This is a genomic window from Colwellia sp. MB3u-4, assembly GCF_014077065.1.
Lineage (GTDB): Bacteria > Pseudomonadota > Gammaproteobacteria > Enterobacterales > Alteromonadaceae > Cognaticolwellia.
Genome location: NZ_JACGVE010000045.1, coordinates 56,843 through 82,970, shown reverse-complemented (window position 1 = coordinate 82,970; position 26,128 = coordinate 56,843). Strand labels below are relative to the sequence as shown.

At 40.3% G+C, this 26,128-nt stretch carries 20 protein-coding genes; 10 read left to right on the top strand and 10 right to left on the bottom strand.

The window, feature by feature from the left end; genetic code table 11:
- Positions 1-17: 17 nt before the first annotated feature.
- The 6 genes from carB to H4J61_RS01585 all read right to left on the bottom strand — a co-directional run bounded on the left by carB (position 18) and on the right by H4J61_RS01585 (position 7,870).
- Complete coding sequence (gene carB / locus H4J61_RS01610) at positions 18-3,236, bottom strand: carbamoyl-phosphate synthase large subunit (protein WP_182135271.1); 3,219 nt, start codon at positions 3,234-3,236, stop codon at positions 18-20.
- Between the two features lie 29 nt (positions 3,237-3,265).
- The gene (gene carA / locus H4J61_RS01605; protein WP_182135269.1) at positions 3,266-4,423 is read right to left on the bottom strand and encodes a glutamine-hydrolyzing carbamoyl-phosphate synthase small subunit; all 1,158 of its coding nucleotides are present in this window, start codon (positions 4,421-4,423) and stop codon (positions 3,266-3,268) included.
- A 304-nt stretch (positions 4,424-4,727) separates the two neighbouring features.
- The gene (gene dapB / locus H4J61_RS01600; protein WP_182135267.1) at positions 4,728-5,537 is read right to left on the bottom strand and encodes a 4-hydroxy-tetrahydrodipicolinate reductase; all 810 of its coding nucleotides are present in this window, start codon (positions 5,535-5,537) and stop codon (positions 4,728-4,730) included.
- 39 nt (positions 5,538-5,576) lie between these two features.
- The gene (locus H4J61_RS01595; protein ID WP_182183075.1) at positions 5,577-6,026 is read right to left on the bottom strand and encodes a hypothetical protein; all 450 of its coding nucleotides are present in this window, start codon (positions 6,024-6,026) and stop codon (positions 5,577-5,579) included.
- Positions 6,027-6,097: 71 nt separating this feature from the next.
- The gene (locus H4J61_RS01590) at positions 6,098-6,721 is read right to left on the bottom strand and encodes an FKBP-type peptidyl-prolyl cis-trans isomerase (protein ID WP_182135263.1); all 624 of its coding nucleotides are present in this window, start codon (positions 6,719-6,721) and stop codon (positions 6,098-6,100) included.
- A 156-nt stretch (positions 6,722-6,877) separates the two neighbouring features.
- Positions 6,878-7,870: a ketopantoate reductase family protein gene (locus H4J61_RS01585; protein WP_182135261.1), complete on the bottom strand. Its 993-nt coding sequence runs from the start codon at positions 7,868-7,870 to the stop codon at positions 6,878-6,880.
- 950 nt (positions 7,871-8,820) lie between these two features.
- On the opposite strand from H4J61_RS01585, the gene H4J61_RS01580 reads away from it, so the two are divergent.
- From H4J61_RS01580 to pgi, 10 genes are all read left to right on the top strand, one after another.
- Complete coding sequence (locus tag H4J61_RS01580; RefSeq protein ID WP_259363051.1) at positions 8,821-10,161, top strand: hypothetical protein; 1,341 nt, start codon at positions 8,821-8,823, stop codon at positions 10,159-10,161.
- 182 nt (positions 10,162-10,343) lie between these two features.
- Complete coding sequence (locus H4J61_RS01575) at positions 10,344-11,654, top strand: sugar ABC transporter substrate-binding protein (RefSeq protein ID WP_182183072.1); 1,311 nt, start codon at positions 10,344-10,346, stop codon at positions 11,652-11,654.
- 70 nt (positions 11,655-11,724) lie between these two features.
- Positions 11,725-12,597: a carbohydrate ABC transporter permease gene (locus tag H4J61_RS01570; protein WP_182183070.1), complete on the top strand. Its 873-nt coding sequence runs from the start codon at positions 11,725-11,727 to the stop codon at positions 12,595-12,597.
- A gap of 3 nt (positions 12,598-12,600) precedes the next feature.
- Positions 12,601-13,431: a carbohydrate ABC transporter permease gene (locus H4J61_RS01565; RefSeq protein WP_182182768.1), complete on the top strand. Its 831-nt coding sequence runs from the start codon at positions 12,601-12,603 to the stop codon at positions 13,429-13,431.
- A gap of 11 nt (positions 13,432-13,442) precedes the next feature.
- Positions 13,443-14,471 carry an ABC transporter ATP-binding protein gene (locus H4J61_RS01560; RefSeq protein WP_182135252.1) on the top strand — a complete coding sequence of 343 codons (1,029 nt, stop codon included), beginning with the start codon at positions 13,443-13,445 and terminating at the stop codon, positions 14,469-14,471.
- A 28-nt stretch (positions 14,472-14,499) separates the two neighbouring features.
- Complete coding sequence (locus tag H4J61_RS01555; RefSeq protein ID WP_182183068.1) at positions 14,500-15,966, top strand: mannitol dehydrogenase family protein; 1,467 nt, start codon at positions 14,500-14,502, stop codon at positions 15,964-15,966.
- Between the two features lie 22 nt (positions 15,967-15,988).
- Positions 15,989-16,699 (top strand): HAD family phosphatase, encoded by a 711-nt coding sequence (locus H4J61_RS01550; protein ID WP_182135248.1) that lies wholly within the window; start codon positions 15,989-15,991, stop codon positions 16,697-16,699.
- Positions 16,700-16,702: 3 nt separating this feature from the next.
- Positions 16,703-17,662, top strand: coding sequence for a sugar-binding transcriptional regulator (locus tag H4J61_RS01545; RefSeq protein ID WP_182135246.1), 960 nt, complete (start codon positions 16,703-16,705; stop codon positions 17,660-17,662).
- 116 nt (positions 17,663-17,778) lie between these two features.
- Positions 17,779-18,711, top strand: a complete 933-nt coding sequence (locus tag H4J61_RS01540) for a carbohydrate kinase (protein WP_182183066.1) — start codon at positions 17,779-17,781, stop codon at positions 18,709-18,711.
- Between the two features lie 125 nt (positions 18,712-18,836).
- The gene (gene pgi / locus H4J61_RS01535) at positions 18,837-20,483 is read left to right on the top strand and encodes a glucose-6-phosphate isomerase (RefSeq protein ID WP_404852053.1); all 1,647 of its coding nucleotides are present in this window, start codon (positions 18,837-18,839) and stop codon (positions 20,481-20,483) included.
- A gap of 328 nt (positions 20,484-20,811) precedes the next feature.
- On the opposite strand, the gene H4J61_RS01530 is transcribed toward pgi, so the two are convergent.
- The 4 genes from H4J61_RS01530 to H4J61_RS01515 form a co-directional block, all read right to left on the bottom strand.
- Positions 20,812-22,248, bottom strand: a complete 1,437-nt coding sequence (locus H4J61_RS01530; RefSeq protein ID WP_182183062.1) for an ATP-binding protein — start codon at positions 22,246-22,248, stop codon at positions 20,812-20,814.
- Between the two features lie 59 nt (positions 22,249-22,307).
- A complete protein-coding gene (locus tag H4J61_RS01525) occupies positions 22,308-22,856 on the bottom strand; it encodes a hypothetical protein (protein WP_182135239.1) in 549 nt (182 codons plus the stop codon).
- 60 nt (positions 22,857-22,916) lie between these two features.
- The gene (locus tag H4J61_RS01520; RefSeq protein WP_182183059.1) at positions 22,917-24,152 is read right to left on the bottom strand and encodes an ATP-binding protein; all 1,236 of its coding nucleotides are present in this window, start codon (positions 24,150-24,152) and stop codon (positions 22,917-22,919) included.
- Positions 24,153-24,227: 75 nt separating this feature from the next.
- The gene (locus H4J61_RS01515; protein ID WP_182183056.1) at positions 24,228-25,931 is read right to left on the bottom strand and encodes a GGDEF domain-containing response regulator; all 1,704 of its coding nucleotides are present in this window, start codon (positions 25,929-25,931) and stop codon (positions 24,228-24,230) included.
- Positions 25,932-26,128 lie beyond the last annotated feature (197 nt).

Below are 26,128 nucleotides of genomic sequence, written 5' to 3'. Positions count from 1 at the left end.
ATTCATTATTTAGCCGTTTATTTGCAGCGTTTATGTAACTCTTGTATTGAAGTTACGGTATTGCGATCATCTGCAGCATGCGATTGGCAGACGGCAAATGCAGCGTTCAAGGTTGTAGTATATGCGACTTTGTAACGTAAAGCACCACCACGCAAAACTTTAGAATCTTCAATCGCTTTACGACCTTCTGTGGTGTTAATAATATAGTTATATTCACCATTTTTGATTCTATCGAGAATATGCGGTCGACCTTCTTGCACTTTATTCACCAGGCGACATGGAATATTAGCTTCACCTAATATCACTGCAGTGCCATGAGTAGCATCTACGTCGTATCCTAAAGCAACCAACTGTTTTGCTAATTCAACTACACGTACTTTATCACTGTTACGAACAGAAATTAACGCTCGGCCCGATTTAGGTACTGAAACACCAGCACCTAAACAAGCTTTTGCGTACGCTTCTTCAAACGTATTACCTACACCCATTACTTCGCCCGTAGAGCGCATTTCAGGTCCTACTAAAGGATCACTGCCATGAAACTTGTTAAACGGAATAACAACTTCTTTCACAGAAAAGTATGGAGGAATAATTTCTTTAATGATCCCTTGTTCTTTCAATGTTGTGCCAGCCATAACACGCGCACCAACTTTCGCTAAAGGCACTGCTGTCGCTTTTGAAACGAATGGAATGGTACGAGCAGCACGAGGATTCACTTCAATGATGTAAACTTCGTTATCCTTTACAGCCATTTGTGTATTCATTAAACCAATAACACCAAGTTCAAAAGCTAAGTCAGTAACTTGCTGACGCATAACATCTTGTACTTCTTGACTTAAACTATATGCCGGTAATGAACATGCAGAATCACCTGAGTGAACACCTGCTTGCTCAATATGTTGCATAATGCCGCCAATAACTACATCGGTACCATCACAAACTAGGTCAATATCAACTTCAATCGCATCATCAAGGAAGTGATCAAGCAATACTGGCGAGTCATTTGAAACGCTAACAGCTTCTGTCATGTATCGACGTAAATCATCTAGGTCATAAACAATTTCCATTGCACGACCACCTAATACATAAGATGGACGAACAACTAATGGGAAGCCAATTGATTCAGCTTTAGCCATGGCTTCTTCTAGTGAAGTTACCGTAGCATTTTCAGGTTGTAACAAACCTAAACGGTCTACAGCTTGTTGAAAACGCTCTCTATCTTCTGCTCTATCGATGGCATCAGGAGATGTACCAATAATGGGTACGCCAGCCGCTTCTAAAGCACGGGCTAATTTAAGTGGTGTTTGACCACCATATTGCACGATGACACCTTTAGGTTTTTCAATACGTACAATCTCTAAAACATCTTCAAAAGTGATAGATTCAAAATATAAACGGTCTGATGTATCGTAATCCGTTGAAACCGTTTCAGGGTTACAATTCACCATAATGGTTTCATAACCGTCTTCACGTAATGCTAATGCCGCATGTACACAACAGTAATCAAATTCAATACCTTGGCCAATACGGTTTGGACCGCCACCTAAGATCATGATTGATTCTTTATCTGTCGGATTTGCTTCACATTCTTCATCATAAGTTGAATACATATAAGCGGTGTCTGAACTAAATTCAGCCGCACAAGTATCAACACGTTTGTATACTGGAAAAATATTCGCTTTATGACGTTTCTTACGCACTTCAGCTTCAGCAATACCAATTAAATCAGCAAGACGAGAATCAGCAAAACCTTTACGTTTTAATTTACGTAAATAATCGGCTGTTAATACTTTTAAACCGCCTTCAGCGACTTTTGCTTCTTCTAAAACAATATCTTCAATTTGAATGAGGAACCAACGGTCAATCATGGTTAAGCGGTAAATGTCGTCAACCGTTAAGCCTAAACGAAACGCGTCAGCAATATACCAAATACGGTCAGCGCCCGCTTCTTGAAGCTCATGCATGATTTTAGTTTTAGCACCCGGTTGAGTTACATCAACCATAGAGTCAAAACCATTTACGCCCACTTCTAAGCCACGTAATGCTTTTTGAAGTGATTCTTGTTGATTACGACCAATTGACATAACTTCGCCAACTGATTTCATTTGAGTGGTTAATCTGTCTTCACAACCCGCAAATTTTTCAAAGTTAAAACGTGGGATCTTAGTCACAACATAATCGATAGTCGGCTCAAATGACGCTGGTGTTGCGCCGCCAGTAATATCGTTAGTTAACTCGTCAAGTGTATAACCTACGGCTAATTTGGCAGCAATCTTGGCAATGGGGAAACCCGTTGCTTTTGAAGCAAGTGCTGATGAACGAGAAACACGAGGGTTCATCTCAATAATAACCATGCGGCCAGTATCAGGACAAATACCAAATTGTACGTTTGAACCACCGGTTTCAACACCAATTTCACGTAATACCGCAATCGAGGCATTACGCATAATTTGGTATTCTTTATCGGTTAGCGTTTGCGCAGGAGCAACCGTAATAGAATCACCGGTGTGAATACCCATAGGGTCAAAGTTTTCAATCGAACAAATAATGATACAGTTATCATTTTTGTCGCGAACCACTTCCATTTCATATTCTTTCCAACCAATTAAAGATTCATCAATCAATAATTCTGAGGTTGGAGAAAGATCTAAGCCACGCGTACATATTTCAGTAAATTCTTCGATATTGTATGCAATACCACCACCCGTGCCACCCATGGTAAATGAAGGACGAATGATACAAGGGAAACCTAAAATTTTACTGGCGGCGTGTGCTTCTTCAATCGTATGTACAATTTCAGCATTTGGCGTGTCTAAGCCAATTGCTTTCATTGCTTTGTCAAAACGAGAGCGATCTTCTGCTTTATCAATCGCATCAGCTGTTGCGCCAATCATTTCAACGTTAAATTCTTTCAATACGCCTTTGGCTTCAAGCTCTAAAGCACAGTTCAACGCCGTTTGACCACCCATTGTCGGTAAAACCGCACAAGGACGTTCTTTTTCAATAATTTTGCGAACAACTTCCCAATGAATAGGTTCGATGTAAGTGGCATCGGCCATTTCTGGGTCAGTCATAATGGTTGCAGGGTTTGAGTTAACTAAAATAACTCGGTAGCCTTCTTCGCGAAGTGCTTTACAGGCTTGTGCACCTGAATAATCAAATTCACATGCTTGACCAATTACAATTGGACCCGCGCCCAAGATCAAGATACTTTTTAGGTCAGTACGTTTTGGCATTTTATATTCTCTCTTCTCTTGTCTAGGGTCTACGCTTTTTTAGCAGCAACGATTAAATCGATAAAATGATCGAACAATGGTGCGGCATCTGCAGGGCCAGGGCTAGCTTCAGGATGACCTTGAAAACTAAATGCAGCTTTATCTGTACGATGAATACCTTGAATTGAACCATCAAATAATGAGGTATGGGTTACTTTCAAGTTTTCAGGCAAGCTATTTTCATCAACAGCAAAACCATGATTTTGCGCTGTGATCATGACAATATTTCGCGCAAAGTCTTTAACCGGGTGATTTCCACCATGATGGCCAAATTTCATTTTAACCGTTTTAGCACCGCTGGCTAACGCCAGTAATTGATGGCCTAAACAAATACCAAACACTGGAATATCTGTGGTTAAGAATTTTTTGATTGCTGTAATAGCATAGTCACACGGCTCTGGGTCACCAGGGCCATTTGATAAGAAAATACCATCGGGCTTCATGGCTAATACTTCTTCAGCAGAAGTTTGCGCCGGTACTACCGTTATTTTACAGCCGCGGTCTACTAACATACGTAAAATATTACGTTTAGCACCGAAATCGTAAGCAACGACATGAAATGGCAGTTTTTCAGGCTTATCTTGGAAAGAACTATGGCCCTTGCCTAGTTCCCAACTCCCTTCATGCCATTGGTAAGCTGTTGTAGTAGAAACAACTTTGGCTAAGTCCATACCTTTAAGGCCAGGAAAGCTTTGTGCTTGTGCTAGCGCCTTGGCTTCTTCTGCACTGGCGTCAACTAAGTCACCCGCGATTATGCAACCGTTTTGTGCGCCTTTCTCACGTAGAATGCGCGTTAGTTTACGGGTGTCGATATCGGCAATACCTAAAATATTTTTCGCTTTTAGGTAGTCACCTAAACTTTGTTCACTGCGAAAATTACTTGCTAACAGTGGTAAGTCACGAATTACTAAACCTTTTGCCCAAATAGTGTCAGACTCTTCATCTTCGCTATTGGTACCTGTGTTACCTATATGTGGATAGGTAAGGGTAACAATTTGCTCTGCATAAGAGGGATCTGTCAAAATTTCTTGGTAGCCTGTCATTGAAGTATTGAATACTACTTCACCTACAGCAGCCCCTTCTGCACCGATAGCGGTGCCCTTAAATACAGTGCCGTCTTCAAGCACTAAAATGGCAGATTTAGTCAATGTAACCTCCGTTAAGAAGAAAGAAAATTAATGGTAAAATAACTAAGAATTTAACCATTAACGATAAAAAGCGATACGCACAAAAAATGTCAAAAATATTAACCAGTTCGTCATGAACAGTAAATTTTTGACAAAATCCACTTATAATACGCTTGTAAGCGTCTTTCGTCTAGTAATAATTGTAAAAACTCTCTGTTTTTGACGTTATTGATGTAAAGACCCCAAAAACAACACTTTTCTATAAAGTTAACTCGCAAATAGCACAAATTAACCCACTAATATTTAGCTAAATTACTGTAGGATTTTAGTTATCTTTAAAACCCAAAACATCTTGCATATCATAAAATCCGGCATGGGCTTCGCTTAACCAAAACGCCGCCCGCATTGCGCCTAAAGCAAAAGTCATTCTTGAACTTGCTTTGTGAGTCAACTCAATGCGCTCACCAATATCAGCAAAATAAGCGGTATGTTCACCGACAATATCACCCGCCCTGACAGTAGCAAAGCCAATAGTTTCTCGGCTGCGCTCTGCGGTAATACCTTCTCGGCCATACACGGCTACTTTATTGAGGTCTCGGCCTAAGGTATCAGCAATAACTTGGCCCATTTTCACCGCTGTGCCTGATGGTGCATCTTTCTTAAATCTATGATGTGCTTCAAAAATTTCGATATCAGTATGGTTGCCAATCGCTTTGGCCGTAACTTCAAGCAACTTGAATAATAAATTTACACCAACACTGGTATTAGGGGCCAAAATAACGGCTATGTTATTACCTGCCATTTTGATCGTTTCTACTTGCTGATCAGAAAAACCTGTAGTGCCAATGACCAAGGCTTTGTTGTGCTGCTGACACCAGTCAAGATGCTCAAGCGTAGCTTCAATCGAGGTAAAATCAATTAACACATCGGCAGCCAACAATGCTTTATAGTCTGTCGTGGTTTTTTGACCAATCGCACCGATACCAGCGATTTCACCTAAATCAAAATTTTCAAATGATGAACCCGCACGAACACTACCACCTACAAGTTCAACTGATTTGTGCTCAATTGCCGCTTGTATTAAATTTCGGCCCATGCGCCCACTACAGCCTAAAATGGCTACTTTCACTTTCATGACAACGTCTTCCTACTCGGTAATGTTATAAGGGGTGTTCTATACTTTATTATAAAAAATATTAAAAGCGTGCTTTAAATCAATTGATTGGCTCAGGTCTTGTGACACTACATTAAAAATTCGCCATTGCCCTTCGCTCAAAGCTAGATGATAAAATGCTGAAAAATCGGTAAAAACTTCGGCTTGAGGGCCAATAAACTGCCAATCAACACAAGCTAGTATCAGGGTTTCACTCAACTGACTAAAACTGGCTTTTAAGGCGACAAAACGCTTTATCTCTGCATGACTTAGTACGGTAAATATATCTAAAAATTCTTGTTCAAATACTTTATCACTAGCAATTAATACCACTTTATCGGGCGTATGCAAAGTACAAGGCAACTGATAGCATTGTTGCATATCTGACATGTTTTGCTGATGAAACGCCGTTAGGTAGCGCTGGAAAAATTGTTCGATAGCTGATTTATGCATCAGTGATATATAACTCAAACTGGATTTACTTTATATAAATTATACTTATAAAAAAGCCCTCATTTGAGGGCTTTTAAAAAATAGTTTACTTAGCTAATAATCGCTAATAACTCAACGTCGAATACCAAGGTAGCATACGGAGGAATTGCACCTTGAGAGCCACGCTCACCGTAAGCTAAACCGTAAGGCACATATAAACGCCATTTTGTACCTTCAGTCATTAATTGTAATGCTTCAGTCCAACCAGCAATAACGCCGTTAACTGGAAATTCAGCAGGTTGGCCACGATCAACAGAGCTATCAAAGATATCGCCATTGCTAAATGTACCGTGGTAATGCACACGAACTGTGCTAGCAGCTGTTGGCTTTTCGCCTTCACCTGTTGCTATTACTTCGTATTGCAAACCTGATTCAGTTGTTGTGACTTCTTCACGTTTTGCATTTTCTGCTAAGAAAGCTTCGCCTTCAGCTGACTTTTCTTTAGCTTCTGCTTGCTCTAGCTCTTGCATCTTTTGTGATACAACACCAAATGCTTCATTAAGTGCTTCGTCAGATACTTGGCTTGCAGTATTAGCAATTGCATCAGCTAAACCAGCTTGCACAGCAGATACGTCAAAATCTTTAAAAGGATTGTTACGTAGTTGGTCACCTAGTTGACGACCTACACCATAACTTACGCGTTGTTCGATTGATTCAAGTTTATTTTCAGACATTATTTAATCTTCACTTAATTGATACGATAAAAATTCGCCGATACAATAGCACAAATTTAACCTTCTCTGTAGTGCTAGCACGGGTGAATTTGTTATTTATTATAATTTTTTAACTTTAATGCAGCTAGAGAACTCATCGCTAGCCATCTCATTTCGCTATGGAGAATTTGGCATTATTTTTTGATAACACTGAGTTAACACTGGGACTGAGAGATTAAATTCGGTCACTAAGGTCATAGGATAAGCCATTAACACATCAAACTCTGAATGCTGTCCAGCGGCCAAATCTCGTTGCATTGATGTTTCGCTACTATCAGGTAAGCGTGATAAAAAACTTAAAGTCTCCTTTATATGCTTATCGCCAAGCTTTACCCCTGCTTTGCGCGCAATATCGGCATATTCATTAACAATACGTTCTAATAAAAATGTAATATGGCTTTGTGCACGAATTTCGCCCAAGTTCAGTTTTCTTGCCGAAGCCAATGCCCCCCAAGCAGCAACAAGTATAAATTTTCGCCATAATGCCAGCTTAATATCACTGGTTACCCCGACGCTAATGCCCGCTAATTTAAAACATTTCGCTATCGCACTAAGCCGCTCTGTTTCTTCTGCCTTAACTTGATCAGCTTTTACTTCATCAAGTTGTTCAACTCTTGAGTCCACTAACACTTCATCACTAAAAGCGCCTAAGGTGATATGAGGCTTTGAACCGGTATGATTTATCACGCCATCAGCTGTTTTCTCAGCAATAATTTTTGCTAAACCACCAAAAATATTTTCTAAAGCAATACCGTGCTTTTGCATAACATCAACAGCATTAACACCGTTTAATAAGGGTATTACCCGCGTGTGAGGTAAAATCAGGGCTTTTATTTGGGCAATTGCCGCCGGTAACTGAAACGACTTTACACAGAGAAAAATAACATCGGCAGGCGTTGGCAAAGTTTCTGCCGTTAGGCTTTGTGCATTAACCACATTAACCTGATCAAGCTGCACATCGCCTTCAATACTTTTAATGGTTAAGCCCGAGGTTTGCATGCGTTGAAATTGCTGGCCACGGGCAACAAAGGTAACATTTTCACCATGCTGCGCTAAACGGCCACCAAAATAACCACCCACAGCACCACAACCCACGATAACAAAATGCATTACTCTTCCTTCTATACGATAAATTATGCTCAAGTTTACCATGGCGAAATTAAAATGGTCAGACGCTTAAGCTTGAAAATAGTGGCAAAAGTACACTTTATTCCAATATAACTCGCTAGCATTAATAATGCTCAATCCAACTAAATGATGACACATAGGTTTTCAATCAGGTTTTTCAATTAATTTTGTCACCTAAAAATGACCTGTAAATAGTATGCTCTTAAGTAAATATTGTATCGCTAGGCATAACAGCAAATTCACGCTTAAGCTCTCTACCCTTTTTACTTTAAGATAAAAGCTTTGCCTAAGCTTTGTCTAAATAAAGTGTCCTTAAGCATATATAAGCTGACTTAAACCTAATTGAGTCATCCGCATTGACGAATATGAAGATAAAAATTATCAATAACCTGCGAAATAAATGTATTTTTCTATGATGCTAGACGCTGACATACTGCCACTTTATATTCGTAACAAACGACGCTATTCACACTGAAAAACATACCTAGAAATCATGCCTAAAAATCATGCCTAAAGAAGAATCCTTACATCATCAGCCTTCATTCACGCTCATTAAATACTTTGAAGTAATGGCTCTTTAATACCTTAAAAAGAACAAAAACAAGCTATTTACACAGCAAAAAAACCTTTTCACTGCATAAAACAAATTAATTAATCACACTAAGTTAATGAATCAAAAGCTTAATATAATTTATATTTAAAATCTCGCCTATTTTTCAAACAAACTGGTTGACGACAATAAATTACCGTGGGATTATAAACATCTGTTGGGCATATGCTCATACCGGACCTTATGCCAACAAGAGCAGTAAATGTAAGCAAATTAATAAGTTTACAAATAACATCCGAAATATAACAGGTTAACTATGTTGAAAAATATACAAGATATACAAAAAACATTAGTTTCATCAAACAACGAAAGGGGAATTACCATGTCTAAAGCAATAATCCGCAAAACTCATAAGTTTGGCTTACTCGCAGCAGCTGTTATGGCGGCATCAGCACCGGCGTACGTTCAATCTGCCGAATTTCTTGACGGCCTTGCAGAAGTTAACTTTCTAGCCTTGCAAAACTACCAAGCCATTCAAGCGAAAGAGGGTGCATTTCGTCCAGTAGATGAAGAACAGTCTTCAGGCTTTGGTCGTCTAAGAGTTAATTTACAATTTAAATTTCACATCAACGAGTATATCGTCGCTGATGTCGACATCGCAGAAGAGCCAAATGATTTTGGTAATAACGGCGACCGAGATTTCGCCTTTCACCAAGATTTCGCCGGTATTGAATTTGAACTACTCGGCCTTTCTGGCGCAGCGCGCGATAACGCTAACCTAACACTTCGTTTAGGTAACATAGGCGCAGCCCCTTTCCAATTTAAAGGTTTTCAAGATGGCGCTGATAACCAAGGTAATGCACTTATTGGTAACGGTATTACAGACTATGCAACCGCAGAAAATGGGATGCAATTAAGCTACAGCGAGACACGCGATAGCGGTATGATCCGCGGTTATAATGTTGCCGGCCATGTCACTACGTCAAGTTTTGGTGAAGCCTTCCAAGAAGATCGCGGCTTTAACTTTCGACTACAAGGAACACTTGAATTTGCTGGCGGTTTTAAAGCGGGTTTAAATTATTTCCAAGCCAACCAAGGCGACCAACTACGCTTTGAAAATGGTGTAGCCAGTCTTGCTGGTGTTACAACAACTAACTATCGCTTTGGTGATGGTGAAAACTACAACTTCTCTGCAGGTGCTTCAAGTGAGCGTGATACCCATGTTGGCGCTATGCCAGGGGTTGAACAGTCAATTATTCAGTTAAACCTAGCGTATCAACCTACACCAGAAACTAGCCTAATTTTCATGTTAGGTAAGTCGACTGATGATTACACTTTCGCCGATGCTGCCGGTAACGCCGTAGCAGGCATTACTTACTTTGGTGTTGACGGTATTGCCGATGCTAATGGTACAACTTTCGACTCAAATAGTGTCATTAAAGGCGACTCGTCTGTTGAGTACTACACCTTTGAAGCACAACACTACATAATACCGAACAAATTCTATCTAGCAGCGCGTTATTCAGAAGCGGAAAACACTTCAGATTTAATCGCACAAACTGACAACACGGTTGAGCGTATTCAAGTTGCCGCAGGTTACTGGTTTAACGACAAAACATTGTTGAAGTTTGAATATGTTGATCAAGAAGAAGGCGCTAATTCAGGTGGCCAAATCGGCACAGGCTTTGACGGCTTCACCTCAGAGATTTCGGTTAAGTTTTAAGAAATTAGCCGGCTTTGCCGGCTAATTAACGCTAGCCATGTTGACCTGGGCTTAAGCCCAAGCGGCATGGCAAGTTTATTTTCTTATAGACTACAATAACTTACAATGACAATGATAATGATAATAAAAGTCTCATTTAACACCTTTGGTGAGACATTAACGTTGAATATGGGGAACACCTGATGAAAAATAAATTAATGATGCTAGCTTGTGGCGTGATGACCATGAGTGCCGCAGCCGCCGCAAAAGAGACAATCACCATTGCCACAGTTAACAATGGTGACATGATCACCATGAAAGAACTCAGCAATGACTTCACCCGCCAAAACCCTGATATCGCCTTAAAGTGGGTGACTTTAGAAGAGAATATCCTTCGTCAACGTGTCACGACTGATGTGGCCACCGGTGGTGGGCAATACGACGTAATGACCATAGGCACATATGAAGTGCCAATTTGGGGCAAACAAGGTTGGTTAACTGAACTTGATAGCCTAGGGGCGAACTATGATGTTGATGATTTATTACCCGCGATAAGAAGTGGCTTAACCGTAGACGAAAAACTTTTTGCCGCCCCATTTTATGGTGAAAGTTCGATGGTGATGTATCGCACCGACTTGATTGCAAAAGCGGGACTTGAAATGCCTAAAAAGCCAAGTTGGGGCTTTATTCGTCAAGCAGCTAAAGCCATGACAGATAAAGAAGCCGGTGTTTATGGTATCTGTTTACGTGGTAAAGCGGGTTGGGGAGAAAATATGGCCCTAATAACGGCTATGTCTAACTCATTTGGTGCCCGTTGGTTTGACGAAAACTGGCAACCACAATTTGACACTCAAGAATGGCATGACACCTTGCAATACTATGTAGATGTGATGGCAGAGTCTGGTCCTCCGGGCGCATCAGCTAATGGTTTTAATGAAAACTTGGCCTTATTCCAAACGGGTAAATGTGGTATGTGGATTGATGCCACTGTTGCCGGAGCCTTTGTTACTAACGAAAAAGATTCTGCCGTAGCAGACAAGGTTGGCTTTGCTTTAGCCCCGGATAAAGGTTTAGGCAAACGCGGAAACTGGTTGTGGGCTTGGACCTTAGCTATTCCGGCAAGTAGTGAAAAGTCTGCAGCGGCTCAAAAGTTTATTAGCTGGGCGACATCTAAAGACTACTCTGCGCTTGTGGCTAAAAATAAAGGCTGGGCAAAAGTACCACCAGGTACTAGAGCATCATTATATAACAACCCTGAGTACATGAAAGCGGCACCTTTTGCACAAATCACTATAGATTCTATCCAATCGGCTGATCCTGTTAACCCAACCGTTAAACCTGTTCCTTATGTGGGTGTGCAATTTGTTGCTATCCCTGAGTTTCAAGGTATCGGCACGGCAGTTGGACAACAATTTGCGGCGGCACTGACCGGCACCATGACGGTGAAGGAAGCGTTAAAAGCCTCTCAGCGTTTAGTAGACCGTACTATGCGCAAAGCAGGTTATCCAAAATAGAACATTAGTTTTTCTTAGTGGGCAAGTCGTAATGGCTTGTCCAAATTTTTACTTTTAAAAGGTTCTGGTGATGGCGACGTCAAATTCACGAACACTAGCTCGATTAATGTTATTTCCTTCAGTTGTTTTACTGTTGGCTTGGATGTTGGTACCGCTATGCATGACATTGTATTTTTCATTTTTAGATTACAATCTACTTACCCCGGGCAATAATGCCTTCATTGGTTTTTTAAACTATGAATTTTTCCTGACCGATCCGGCATTTTTTGCTTCATTTTTCAATACAATATTACTGGTGGGGGGTGTTTTACTGATCACCCTGGGCGGTGGTATTGGTTTGGCTATTTTGCTCGATCAAGCTATTTGGGGTCGTAACTACGTCCGTATTATGGTCTTAGCGCCCTTCTTTGTTATGCCGACGGTGTCTGCCTTAGTGTGGAAAAATATGCTGATGAACCCGGTGAATGGTTTATTTGCACATTTTGCGACTTGGCTTGGCATGACGCCGATTGATTTCTTTGCTCAAATACCCTTATTGTCCATCATTATTATTGTCTCGTGGCAGTGGTTACCGTTTGCTGCGCTGATATTACTGACGTCAATTCAATCGTTAGATCGAGAGCAACTTGACGCCGCTGATTTAGATGGTGCGGGTCCCTTCAGTAAATTTTATTACATCGTTTTGCCGCACTTATCGCGCGCCATTACCGCGGTGATTTTAATTGAAACTATCTTCTTACTGTCAATTTTCGCCGAGATATTAGTCACCACCAGCGGTGGTCCAGGCTATGAATCAACCAATATCACCTATCTCATTTACACCCAATCATTATTACAATTTGACGTCGGTGGTGGCTCAGCAGGCGGCATTGTTGCGGTTATTATCGCCAATATAGTTGCTATTTTCTTAATGCGATTAATTGGTAAGAACTTGGAGGATTAAGCAATGTCGATAAAAAATAGTCATAGATCAAAAATTATTTATACCTTTTTAGCTTGGACGATCAGTAGCTTAATATTTTTTCCCATATTATGGACCTTGATCACTAGCTTTAAAACAGAAGCGGAAGCTATCTCAGCTAGCCCAAGCTTATTTATGTTTGACTGGACGCTAGAGAATTATGAAGAGGTATTAGCCCGATCGCCTTACTTTAACCACTTTTGGAATTCTATCGTGATTTCACTGGGCTCAAGTATTTTAGGGCTACTCATTGCTATCCCTGCGGCTTGGTCCATGGCATTTGTACAAACGAAACGCACTAAACATTTATTAATGTGGATGCTTTCAACCAAAATGTTACCGCCGGTGGGTGTGCTTATTCCCATTTACTTGTTGTTTCGTGATTTTGGTTTACTCGATACTAAAGTAGGTTTGGTGATTGTGATGACCTTAATTAACTTACCTATCATGGTGTGGATGCTCTACACCTATTTCAGAGAAATCCCCAGTGAAGTGCTTGAAGCATCGCGCATGGATGGGGCCAATATTGGTGAAGAAATTTGGTATGTACTTTTACCTATCGCGTTACCGGGTATAGCATCAACATTATTGTTAACGGTCATTTTAGCGTGGAACGAAGCCTTTTGGACGCTGATTTTAACCGCCGCCGACGCCGCGCCATTAACCGCCTTTATTGCTAGCTATTCAAGCCCCGAAGGTTTGTTTTATGCCAAGTTGTCTGCCGCGTCAATGATGGCGATAGTGCCGATCCTGATTTTGGGTTGGTTTAGTCAAAAACAATTAGTGCGTGGATTAAGTTTCGGCGCCGTTAAATAGGAATTTTCAAGATGGGCAGTATTAATTTAAAACAAGTAACAAAAGATTTTGGTGATGTTAGCGTCATTAAACCGATTGATTTAGCCATTAAAGATGGTGAGTTTATTGTCTTTGTGGGGCCGTCAGGCTGTGGCAAATCCACCTTATTAAGAATGATTGCGGGTTTAGAAGACACCACCAGCGGCAACATAGAAATTGATGGCCAAGATGCGACTGATACCCCACCGGCTAAAAGAGGCTTAGCCATGGTGTTTCAATCTTATGCTTTGTACCCGCATATGTCGGTGCGCAACAATATCGCTTTTCCCTTAAAGCGTGCGAAAGTTAGCAAAGCAGAGATTGAGAAAAAAATAGCGAGTGTCACCAAAACATTAAACCTATCTGATTACCTTGACCGTAAACCCGGGCAATTATCTGGGGGTCAACGCCAACGTGTTGCTATTGGTCGTGCCATCGTGCGTCAACCTTCTGCTTTTTTATTCGATGAGCCCTTATCTAATTTAGATGCGTCTTTGCGGGTCAATATGCGTTTAGAGATTTCTGAGCTGCATAAAACCCTTGCCACTACCATGATTTATGTTACCCATGATCAGGTAGAAGCCATGACAATGGCCGATCGTATTGCGGTATTTAATGCCGGCATCATCGAGCAAGTGGGCAGTCCACTTGAGCTTTACAACACGCCAGTGAATAAATTTGTGGCGGGTTTTATTGGCTCACCAAAAATGAACTTTATAGCTGTTGAGCCAACGGCTACCGATGCCACTTGTTGCTTAGGCATAAGACCTGAGCATATCACTATATCAACAACATCAGGTACCTGGCCTGGAAAAGTAGGGGTTATCGAACATCTTGGCTCTGAAACTTTTTTACATGTGCATGTCGAAGGTAAAGCCACCTTTACCGTAAAAGCCGGTGGCGATTGCCCTTATGTTTATGGCGACAATATTTATTTAAGTGCCGTAGAAAACAAGATGCTACATTTTGATGCCGCAGGTATCACTTTGCCTCAACAACACGCTAGCCTTGTTGCTATTTAGCCGGTTGAATACCTAAGAGCAGTTATATATGTCAATTAAGCTAAACAATCAAACCCTAGATACACTGCCAAGTAAGGTTGAAAAACCTCACTATAGTAGAGAATCTTTGTCGCCAGGCATCATTCATATCGGTGTCGGTAATTTTCATCGTGCGCATCAAGCTATGTATATGCACAAATTATTTAACACAGGAACGGCTCACGATTGGGCTATTCGCGGTGCTGGCATTAAGTCATACGATGCGGCGATGCGAGATAAACTTAAGCAACAAGACTGGTTAACAACGGTTGTTGAATTAGATGATAATAACCTGACCGCTCAAGTTACGGCATCGATGATCGATTTTATTGAAAATGACGCCGCCACGTTAATTGCTGCGCTCAGTGAAAGTGAAATTCGCATCGTTTCATTAACCATTACTGAAGGTGGTTACTTTATGGATGACAAAACAGGTGCTTTTAACCTGGCTCATCCAGAAATTCAAGCCGATATTGCCAATATCGACTCACCTTCAACCGTATTTGGTTTAATTATTGCGGCACTTAAAATTCGCCGAGCACAAGAAATAGCCCCTTTTACGGTCATGTCTTGTGACAACATTCCACATAATGGCCGTGTAGTGCAACGTGTGGTTAATGAAATGGCCAATGCGATTGACCCAGAACTAGCCTTGTGGATCAACACTCATGTGACGTTTCCAAACTCGATGGTTGACTGCATTACGCCTGCAACCTCGGCTCAAGAGCGTGAACGTTTAACCACATTGTTTGATATTGAAGACCAAGCGCCGGTTTTTTGTGAACCGTTCAGACAATGGGTATTAGAAGACAACTTTGTCAATGGTCGCCCACCTTTAGAGCAAGTAGGCGTTGAATTTGTTGACGATGTCGCACCATTTGAATTAATGAAATTGCGCATTCTTAATGGCGGTCATGCCGCTATTGCCTACCCTGCCGCGCTGTTAAATATTGCTTTTGTGCATGACGTGATGGCCGATCCCTTGATCAGTAAATACCTTAAAAAGCTGGTCAGTGATGAAATTATCCCAACACTTGCACCGGTACCTGGGGTTAGTTTTGATGATTATTTTGCCATTATCGAAGCTAGATTTGCTAATCCAGAGATACGCGATACTGTGCCTAGGCTTTGCCAAGATGCATCAAACCGCTTACCTAAGTTTATTCTACCCATAATAGCCGCCAATATAGCAAATAATAAAGACGGTAAAGGCCTCGCGCTTGTGGTGGCTTTATGGTGCCGACTTTGTTTTGAAGGCGGTAATGGTGACAGTAACTTTACGCTTGATGATCCACAAGCAACAAGGTTAATAACACAAGCGACTTTAGCCAAAGAAGACCCGTCAGTATTTTTACAAATGAATGATATCTTTGGTAATCTTAGTAATGATGACAACTTTACTAAAAACTTTACCTTTTGGTTGGAAATGCTTTGGGATATCGGTACTCTTGCTACTCTAAAGACTTATTTAAAATAACCACACAATAGGAAAAACAAAGATGACTGAATCTATGGCTTTATCTCGGCATAACTCGATAAATTTAGTCATCTTTGATTGCGACGGAGTCTTAGTCGATAGTGAAATATTAAGCCAGCGCGTATTACTTAATATGCTTGAAGAAATCGGTGTAGTGGTGTCAGAGGATTATTTTCTTACTCACTTCTTAGGGTTTAATTTTGAGCATGTTACCGCTAAAGTTTTCGCCGACTTTGCGGTTATTTTAACCAGTGAATTTCGCCAGCGTTATCGAGCCGCTTTGATAGAGGTTTTTGCCGCTGAGCTCCAACAGACGGATCATTTGCAGTGGCTATTATCTCAACTTAATGTCGACAGTTGTGTTGCTACCAGTGGCAGTCCAGAGAAAGTAAAACACTCACTGCATTATACCAAACTTGAACAGTATTTTGACGGCCAGGTATTTACGTCCTCTGAAGTAAAAAATGGCAAACCCGCACCAGATTTATTTTTACATGCGGCGAAAAAAATGGGCGTAGCACCGAAAAACTGTTTAGTGATAGAAGATTCCAACGCGGGTATCCGTGCTGCACTCGCAGCCAACATGCATGTCATCCGATATGTTGGGGCTAGTCATTTAAAAAATAAAGATAGCGCTACTCAAATACTCGAGGGTGTTAGTACAATAGGACATTGGAACCAGTTGTTTGAACAGGTACCTTCGCTAAGTTCATCATTTAAAATCGAGAGGTAAACCATGTTAAAGCGATCTAATGCAGAAACAAGAAAGCTAGACGATGCAGCTAAAGCCGGCTGGTTATATTACGTTGCCGGTAATACACAAGAAGAAATCGCCAAAAAGCTTAATGTCTCGCGTCAATCTGCACAACGCATGGTGGCGTTATCGGTTAGCGAAGGCTTGATTAAAGTCAGGCTAGAACATCCAATAGCTAAGTGCATGGATCTTCAAGTAAAGCTCAGAAATCGCTTTGGCTTAAAATCTTGTATTGTGGTGCCAAGTGACGATGGTGTACCGTCATCTACCTTAGGGCTTGCTCAAGCAGGTGCTCAGGAAATAGAAATGCACTTAAAATCATCTGAACCCAAAGTGATAGCCATGGGAACAGGCCGAGTTTTACGCGCTTGTGTAGAAGAACTCTCCTTATTGAACTGTGAACAACATCAAATAGTGGCGCTATTGGGTAATATGGCTTCTGATGGTTCAGCCTCTTCATACGATGTTGTTATGCGTATGGCTGAACAAATTAACGCTAAGCATTACCCTATGCCATTACCGGTACTACCCAATAGTAAAGAAGAAAAAGAGCAGTTGCACGCGCAACATTATGTCGCTAATAATTTAAAGTTAGCCGCACAAGCTGATGTTACTTTTGTTGGCGTTGGTAATTTAGCTATTAATTCTCCACTTTATATCGATGGTTTTGTTACCCCAAAAGAACTCAAAGAGTTACAAACCAAAGGTGCTGTCGGTGAGTTAATTAGTTGGATTCTAGATATCAAGGGTAATTTAATTGACTGCTCCGTTAACCAACGGGTTGCTAGTACGCCTTTAAAAATAAACTCTGACAAGGCGGTATATGCTATTGCCGCTGGTGAAGAAAAGGTATTTGCCATACTAGGAGCACTTAGATCTAAATTAATCAATGGCTTAATCACCAATGAATACACAGCTGAACGCTTATTAAGCATAGATTAAAATCGACGGTATTTATATTCCTGTTTCACCTCACAATGCCGATTTCAGCACATTAACAATTAAAACTAACCTGTTGTGTTTTAACAAACCCGCAACAGGTAAAGAAAGGAATTAACATGACATTTAAAGTAGCTGTTTTCGGTGAAGCGCTTTTTGATATGATCGAGCAAGAAAATGACGATTACCGTCCTTTTATTGGTGGTTCTCCCTATAATGTAGCAAGAAGCTTTTCTAGACAGGGACTTGACTGTAGTTACTTATCACCTATTTCAACTGATATATTTGGCGATAAAATTTACCAGTCTGCCGTCAAAGAAGGTATCAATATCCCGGTTAATAACCGCTCGATGCAAAAAACCTCGTTAGCGTTAGTGTATAAAGATGAACAAGGTAACCCAGACTACAGCTTGTATCGTAAGTCAGTTGCTGACTTAGATATTAGCGCTGAGCAGCTTTTAGACATGCTGCCAAAAGATTTAGATCTTTTTCATACCGGTTCTTTAGCACTCGTGCCTGAAATGCTTGAGGTATTGATTCCGGTGATGGCCGAGCTGAAATCTAGAGGCGTAAAAATTAGTATCGATGTCAATGTCCGTAAAGGTGTTGAAATTGACCACGGTAAATATGTTGCCGCCATTGCACAATTTGTCACCTTTGCCGACATTGTAAAAGTCAGTGATGAAGACTTACAATTGCAAGATTTAACGGGTGATCCAGAACATCTCGCTAGCGCTATGCTTAAGCAGATGACCAACGGCATGGTGGTACTGACCTTAGGTGAACAGGGTGCGCACTTTATTACCGAAAACCTTAATATTAAACAAGATGTATTTAAAGCTGTGCCTATGGGCGATACCGTAGGTGCTGGAGATACTTTCTTTTCAGCGATGCTAGCTCAATTACTTCGTGATAATGCGCTAACACCAACAGCAAAACAGCAAGACTTAGCTTACGCGTTAAAATTTGGCTCTTTGGCGGCGGCGATTAACGTCTCAAAAATAGGTTGCCAACCACCGACTCATCAAGCAGTGCTCAGTAAATTAGATTAGCGTTTTGGCTTGTTAAAGCCAATAGCACTAACATTGAATAGATAACACTGTTGTCGAGAGCAAAAATCATTTTTTGCTCTCGACTCCATTTTTTGAAAAAACTTAAATTTTATTAGAAAGGCTTAATACACATGTTAACTAATTCACTGGCATGGCAAAACTTACAAATTCATTATTTAGACAGCAAAATAATACATTTAAAATCTTTATTTCGTATTGACCCTGAACGCTTTGATAAATTCACCATAACCGCATCAGGATTAACCTTAGATTACTCCAAGAATCATTTGGTACCAGAAACAAAGAACTTGCTTGTTGATTTGGCGAAACAGTGCGGTGTTGATGAAAAAATAGAAAAAATGTTTTCTGGCGCGCCAATAAATACCACTGAGAATCGCCCAGTGTTACATACCGCCCTGCGTAATTTTTCTAATCAGCCGGTTTATGTTGATGGCGAAAATATTATGCCCTTGGTCAATGACACCTTAGAAAAAATCAAAGGTTTTGTGAATGATGTTTCATCGGGCGTTACCAAAGGTTATAGCGGCAAGGCTTTTAAAGATATTGTTGCTATTGGTATTGGCGGCTCATTTTTAGGGCCTAAAATTATGTCTGAAGCCTTAAAACCATATCGTCAAAAACACTTGAATGTACATTATGTCGCCAATGTGGATGGTTGTCATATTCATGATGTGCTGTCGGGTTTAGATCCAGCAACAACCTTGGTGATCACCTCATCAAAAACATTAACCACCCAAGAAACTCTAAGAAATACTGAAACGGCGAAAGAATGGTTTTTAAAACAAGCTAAATTCAGTGATATTCAACATAACTTTGCTTGTGTATCGGCTAATATTGAAGCGGCTAAAAGTTTTGGTATCAGTGAAAAAAATATCTTCCCCATGTGGGATTGGGTCGGTGGACGCTATTCTATTTGGTCAGCCATTGGTTTACCACTTGCTATCGGTATTGGCTTTGATAACTACTTAGCGTTTTTACATGGCGCATTTGAAATGGATGAACATTTTAGACAAGCACCATTTGAAGAAAATATGCCGGTAATTATGGCACTATTAGGTATTTGGTATCGAAATTTCCATGGTGCACAATCGCAAGTATTATTGCCCTACTACCACTATTTACGTGGTTTACCGGCATACATACAACAACTGGATATGGAAAGTAACGGTAAATCGGTCAACTTAGATAATAAAGAAACCAACTACGATACCGGCCCTATTATTTGGGGTAGTGAAGGAACCAATGGACAGCATTCTTTTCATCAGTTAATTCATCAAAGTAAAACGCCCATACCGGTCGACTTTATTCTTCCGCTTAACCCTCATGTTGATATTTCAGATCATCATGACATGTTAATTGCCAACTGTTTGGGACAAAGCCAAGCGTTAATGGAAGGTCAAACTGAAGAACAAGTTATTGCCGCGATGACCAAAGCAAAATGCAGCACCGATGAGATAAGTTACTTATCATCTCATAAAGTCATGAAAGGCAATAAACCCAGTAACACCATCTTAATGCCAAAATTAACCCCGAAAGCTTTAGGTAGCTTAATTGCCCTGTACGAGCATAAAGTATTTGTTCAAGGCGTTATCTGGCAAATAAACTCATTTGATCAATGGGGTGTAGAATTAGGCAAAGCGCTCGGGAATGACATATTTAGTAAGCTGTCAAATATTGATATACCTTTAGATATGGATGGCTCAACTAAAGGGCTGATCAACATTTGTCGAAAAAGACGTACTATTACTTAACGCCATAATACCTTAAATAAATGCTAGAAAGCCTTTAACAACATGAGTTAAAGGCTTTCTAGCATTAAATTTTTTATCTAATAAAAATATTGTGTTAAAGTTTTTTATGTTGAAAATCAAGAGTTAAGGGATTCATCGAGTATAAATCTAAGGTGGATCGCGATACTCTATTTAGCAGAAAACTAGGCGCTAAAGTAAATATTCAGCAAGATATTACTTAAGTTATTTAAAGCGTTTTTGTGCCAAACACTTGAAATCAGCATCGAAATTTAAGCTATTATTCAGACGGTTAATTGCTGCTTGGTGATCAAAAACTCATCAAGCATTTTCAGCTAGCTATTGTATTTGTATTTTGCTCAACATTGGGAAATTTAACAGAAACACAACATCCTTCGCCCAGTTGAGATTCAATTAACACCCGCCCCTTGTGCTTATCCATGATTGTTTTCACGATCGTCAAGCCAACCCCACTGCCTTTTGTAGTGGATAATCTTTCAAATAGATCAAAAATTAATTGGTGATATTTTGGGTCAATACCTATGCCATTGTCCTTGATATGAAGGGTGGTAGCAGACGAAGTTTTTGTGGTAAATATCTCAATAATTAAAGGGCGGGCAGGCTCTAAGTAACGTAGTGCGTTACTCAATAAATTTAATATTACTTCAGAGAGTAAGCGCTCATTCGCACTCACGGGATCTAAATTTTTAGCAACCTTGATCCTCGCATTCGCTTCTCCAATCGCTTCTTCTAAAGCAAGACATTGCTGTTCAATCACGACGTTAACATTGACATTAGTGGTGGTAATAGCTTGTTGTACTATACGAGATAAGTCGAGTAAATCGGCTAATAGTAGTTCCATGTTATCAGCATTTTGTATAATACGGTTCAATCGATAGCTTTGCTTTTCTGTCAAGGTATCAACAAGTTCTGCTTGCAACTTTTGGCTAAATGCTGCGATGGTAACTAAAGGTGATTTAAGATCGTGAGACACGGTGTAGATGAACTGCTCCATCTGCTTGTTCTTATTGATTAATTTTTTATTAAGTGTGGTAGCCTGACGTTTTTCTTTTTCCACATCTTGCATCACACTCAATAAAATGGCTTGTGAACGTGCCATATCAATTTCGTGACTTTCCATTTTGACATTGAGCGCCTTACTTAGCTCGAGGGCTGCTTGTTGCTTTTTAAAGAAAAATCGGATTATGGCCACTAAGGTGAGTAACAAGGCAACCATCACCAATAAACCCAACTTAAAGCTTCGATCGAGTAAATCAGACAATTGGCTTGCAAATAAGGCAGAAAGTTTCTGGTATATCGCTGCTATTTCCAAATGAGACGGTTCGTCGTCGTAACTCAAATAACGACCAAGTTCACGCACGTTGGTATTTTTATCAAGTAAACTAGGCAGCAAAGTTAAGCGTTCTCGGTAAGCTGTCAGCATATCTCTAGTCGCTGGCATTTTTAGCTCGCCAAGGATTAACCCACCTTGCAGCTCAATCTTATACAATTGAATGGTGGCTTCACGTAAATTTTCCGAAGCTTTGTCGATATAGAGGCTATCTTCAGCGCGCAAAATAGCGTTTTTAAAATTATCGATTAAACCAACGAAGCCAATCTGGCTTTTAAGTTCATTGATCTCTGTATAAATCGCAACGCGCTTTTGATTTAACTCTTTTTGTTTTGACTCATAATCTAGGGCAATTAGCACTTCAAGTGTGATAAAGAACAACAGCAAGGTAGTCAGTACAGCATTTTTGGTATTCATTTATACTCCTGACAATAATGGCTCAGCACAAAAAACTTTAACATAGGTATTTTTTTTCATTAAACATCGTAGCTCTTTGCTCGATCGAGTTCGCTCATTAGCGCATTCACTTCTTTTTTCAACTCAAGTATCCGATCCTCTCGGTCAAGTGTGACTGAATAAATTGAGCTCATTTGCTTGTTTTTTTGTTTTATCACTTCAAGCTCTGCCATAGCGCTATGATATTTGACTTCCACACCTGGTAATCGGATAAGCTGAGGTAGTTTAGGCGCCAAGACAATCGCGGTTAAAATAGAGGTAAAAGCGGTCAAGGCTTTTATCCAACCTTGATATTCATAAGCGGGATACCAAGTGACATAAATCGCCACAAAATGTGTGGTACCACAAAAGAAAATAAACGCCATAAATAAGGCAAATATGTCTTTGTGTGGCACGCTTTCTTTGCGTTTATACAGCAATATACCGATAATAAGGGTGATCAGATAATACGCAACACCAATGGTGATATCGGCTGTAACGTGGGTCCATAATATGTCAGGTCGCCAAAGGTAACAGTGTCCGTGAGGCATAAAATTGGGGTTAGCGAATTGTTGCAACCATTCGTTCATCTGCATTCCTTTTATGGCTTATTTAATTGATTGTTATTGTTATTAGTAAAATGATAGTGGTTACGTTTTAGGGAAACGCAGTTCAAAGCAACTACCCTGACCTAATTCAGACACTAGGCTTACCAAGCCGTTATGTTTTTCCATGGCGGCCTTAACTAGACTCAAACCAATACCTGTGCCTTGGCCTGGATTAATTTGCTCAAAGACATTAAAAGCACGTTTTTGATCGCTTTTTGCTATGCCTATGCCATTGTCACTAATAAACAAAGAGACTGAAGCTTCCAACTCTTCGGTATGAATTTTTAATGTTAAATCGCGCTCAGCACTTCGGTACCGAATGGCATTACTTAACAAATTATCAATGCATTGAGACAACAGGGTTTGATTAGCCCCGATGGCGTGCAGCGGCTTGGTTAACACCAATTCGACCTCCACCTCTTTGTACCCTGTTATCAATCTTTGCCAATTTTGCTCAATCAGCGTGGTGAGATCAATCGGCGCTTTGCTTATTTCAGCTTTCATGACTCTTGAAAGCTCTAATAAATTAGTCAACAAATCCCCCATATGAGTTAAATTTTCAAGTATTCTTTCAAAACGATGTTTCTGCTTTTCCGTGGTATGAGCTGATAACTCTTTGGCTAACATACTGGTGAAACCATTGATGGTCACCAAAGGCGATTTCAAATCATGGGATACGGTATAGACAAACTGCTCTAGCTCTTTGTTTTTTACTTCTAAGCTTTTAGTTAATAACAGCGATTGCTCCAATGACCGTGATTGCGCCAAAAGATCATGTTGAATTCGCCCCGCTTTTCTCAGTTCTAATTGCGTAACCACTTGTTGAGCAATAATGATCAACTGCTTTTTTTGTAGTGCGGTCAAGGATGATGGTTTATTGTCGATAACACACAAGGTGCCTAATCGCAGGCCACTAGGTGTTACTAGAGGCGCTCCGGCATAAAAAATCACTTGCGTGGGCCCAGTCACTAAGGGGTTATCATGAAAACGCTCGTCTTTGCGGCTGTCTTGTATTTCAAATAATTCATCATGGTGAATAGCATGCGCGCAAAAAGCAATCTCGCGCGGTGTTTCTTGCGCGTCAAGCCCGTGATGAGACTTAAACCATTGTCGCTTTTCATCAATTAAAGAAATCAAAGCAATGGGTGTACCGCAAACACTAGACGCTAGATCGGTTAGCTGATCATAAGCCTGCTCTGCTAGCGTATCTAAAATGTTATACTCATCCAAAGCGTTTAGACGAGCCAATTCATTATTGGGTATTGCCGCTGATTTCATCTTTTTAGTTCACTCGGTTTAGTATTGACTTGTATGCTTAATATTGCGTCACATGATAAAGCGCCGCTTGGGTGATTAACTTTGTTCAAGTAACTTTGCCTCTAACAAATCCGCTGGCATAGGCCGACCCAGTAAGTAACCTTGTATTTTGTCAATTTTCAACTTATGGCATAAAGCCAACTGACTGTCTGTTTCAATCCCCTCGGCAACAACGGTAAAATTGAGTAATTTCAGCATATGGGTGACCGCTTCCAACAAACATTTTTTAGTGCTGGCATCCGATTCATTTTTCTGTAGTGATTTATCCAGTTTAACAATGTCAATCGGGAAATTGTTCAAATGGGCGATGGAGGAAAATCCCATGCCAAAGTCGTCCAAGGCAATTTTAAAGCCTAATGATGAAAGCGAATGCAGCGTATCTCGCGTCACCTCGTCATCTTCTAGTAATGCTGTTTCAGTAATTTCTAAGACAATGGTTTCGGGAAAAACACCATGCTCTTCGGTTTTAATTTTAATTTTTTGCGTCAATTGAGCATCCTGCAATTGCAGCGCTGAAATGTTAATTGCCATGGTAAAGTTAGGATCAAAACGCTTTTGCCATGAGGCTAATTCAGTTAAGGCGGCATTAATAACCCACTGTCCTAAGTCATGAATTAAACGTGTTTCCTCTGCAATAGGAATAAACTCATCGGGTGTATAAAATTTTGGTGTATCAGGCCATCTAATCAGCGCTTCGACACCTTGTATTTTTTCGTTATGGGCAGAAAAAACCGGTTGATAGAATAACCTGAACGAAGATTCTCTAAGAATGTCACTGATTTCACTTTGGATTAGGAAGCGACGGTTCAACTCATCCTGATAGTGTGACTGATAAAAGCGTAATGAGTTTTTACCGTTTTGCTTTGCTCGGTACATCGCGATATCAGCACACTTGACCAATTTATGACGGCTATCAGCATCATTAGGATACAAAGCGGCGCCAATACTTACCGTGCAATTGATGCGATGGCCATCAATGTAGAAAGGTTTTTGCACTGACTTTAAGATGCGATTACCAATCATGTTAACTTCTTCAACCGAATGTATATTCGCCAAGGTGATAGCAAATTCGTCACCACCGAGTCGTGCAAAGCCATCGTTATCTCGGAGATATTTTTTGGCTCGAGCAACCCATTCAACCAATAATTGGTCTCCTGCATCATGACCTAAGGTATCATTGACGTACTTAAAGTTGTCTAAATCCAGCGCTAACATGCCCACTGAGACCTTCAGTCGTTTGCTATTGGCAATCATGAACTTAAGTGTCTCATCAAAATAGTAACGGTTATGCAAGCCAGTTAACTGGTCATTTTCCGCCATATTTTTTACGGCTAGGTAGCTTTGATGCATTCTTTGTTCCATCTCAAAGCGCTTAGTTGAATGAATAATCGCTTGATGGAGTTTAATATATGAAACATCACTTTTGGGGATAAAGTCTTGTGCACCCGCTTCAATGCAATTAAGCGCGATTGATGAGCCTTGCGCTGCACTGATAACAATGATGGCAGTATTGCCTAAGTTGGGGCGGGAACGTATTTCGATAATCATTTCAATGCCATTAACTTCAGGCATGTGATAATCCAGCAAAATAATGTCGAAGGATTCGGCATCCATCATCGCAAGACCGCTGGCAACAGAGTCGGCGTATTTCACTTCATAATTATTTTGCAAAGACGAGGTTAGCGCTCTTTTAACGATCGCCATATCTATTTCGTCATCATCAACAATTAGTATTTTCATTTTTGATCTCATCCCTGTATGTATATTTGCTTTAAAACCTATTAACAAGGCTGTTTAAAACTTTTGAAAAATCAGATCATATTAAGCGTGTATTGAAAGCCTTTTTTTAAAAATTAAAGCTGGGTTTGGCTAAATACGCAAAATATATTCTGATCCATTACGGGTAGTACTTTAGATCGCTCAATGCCTATTTCACA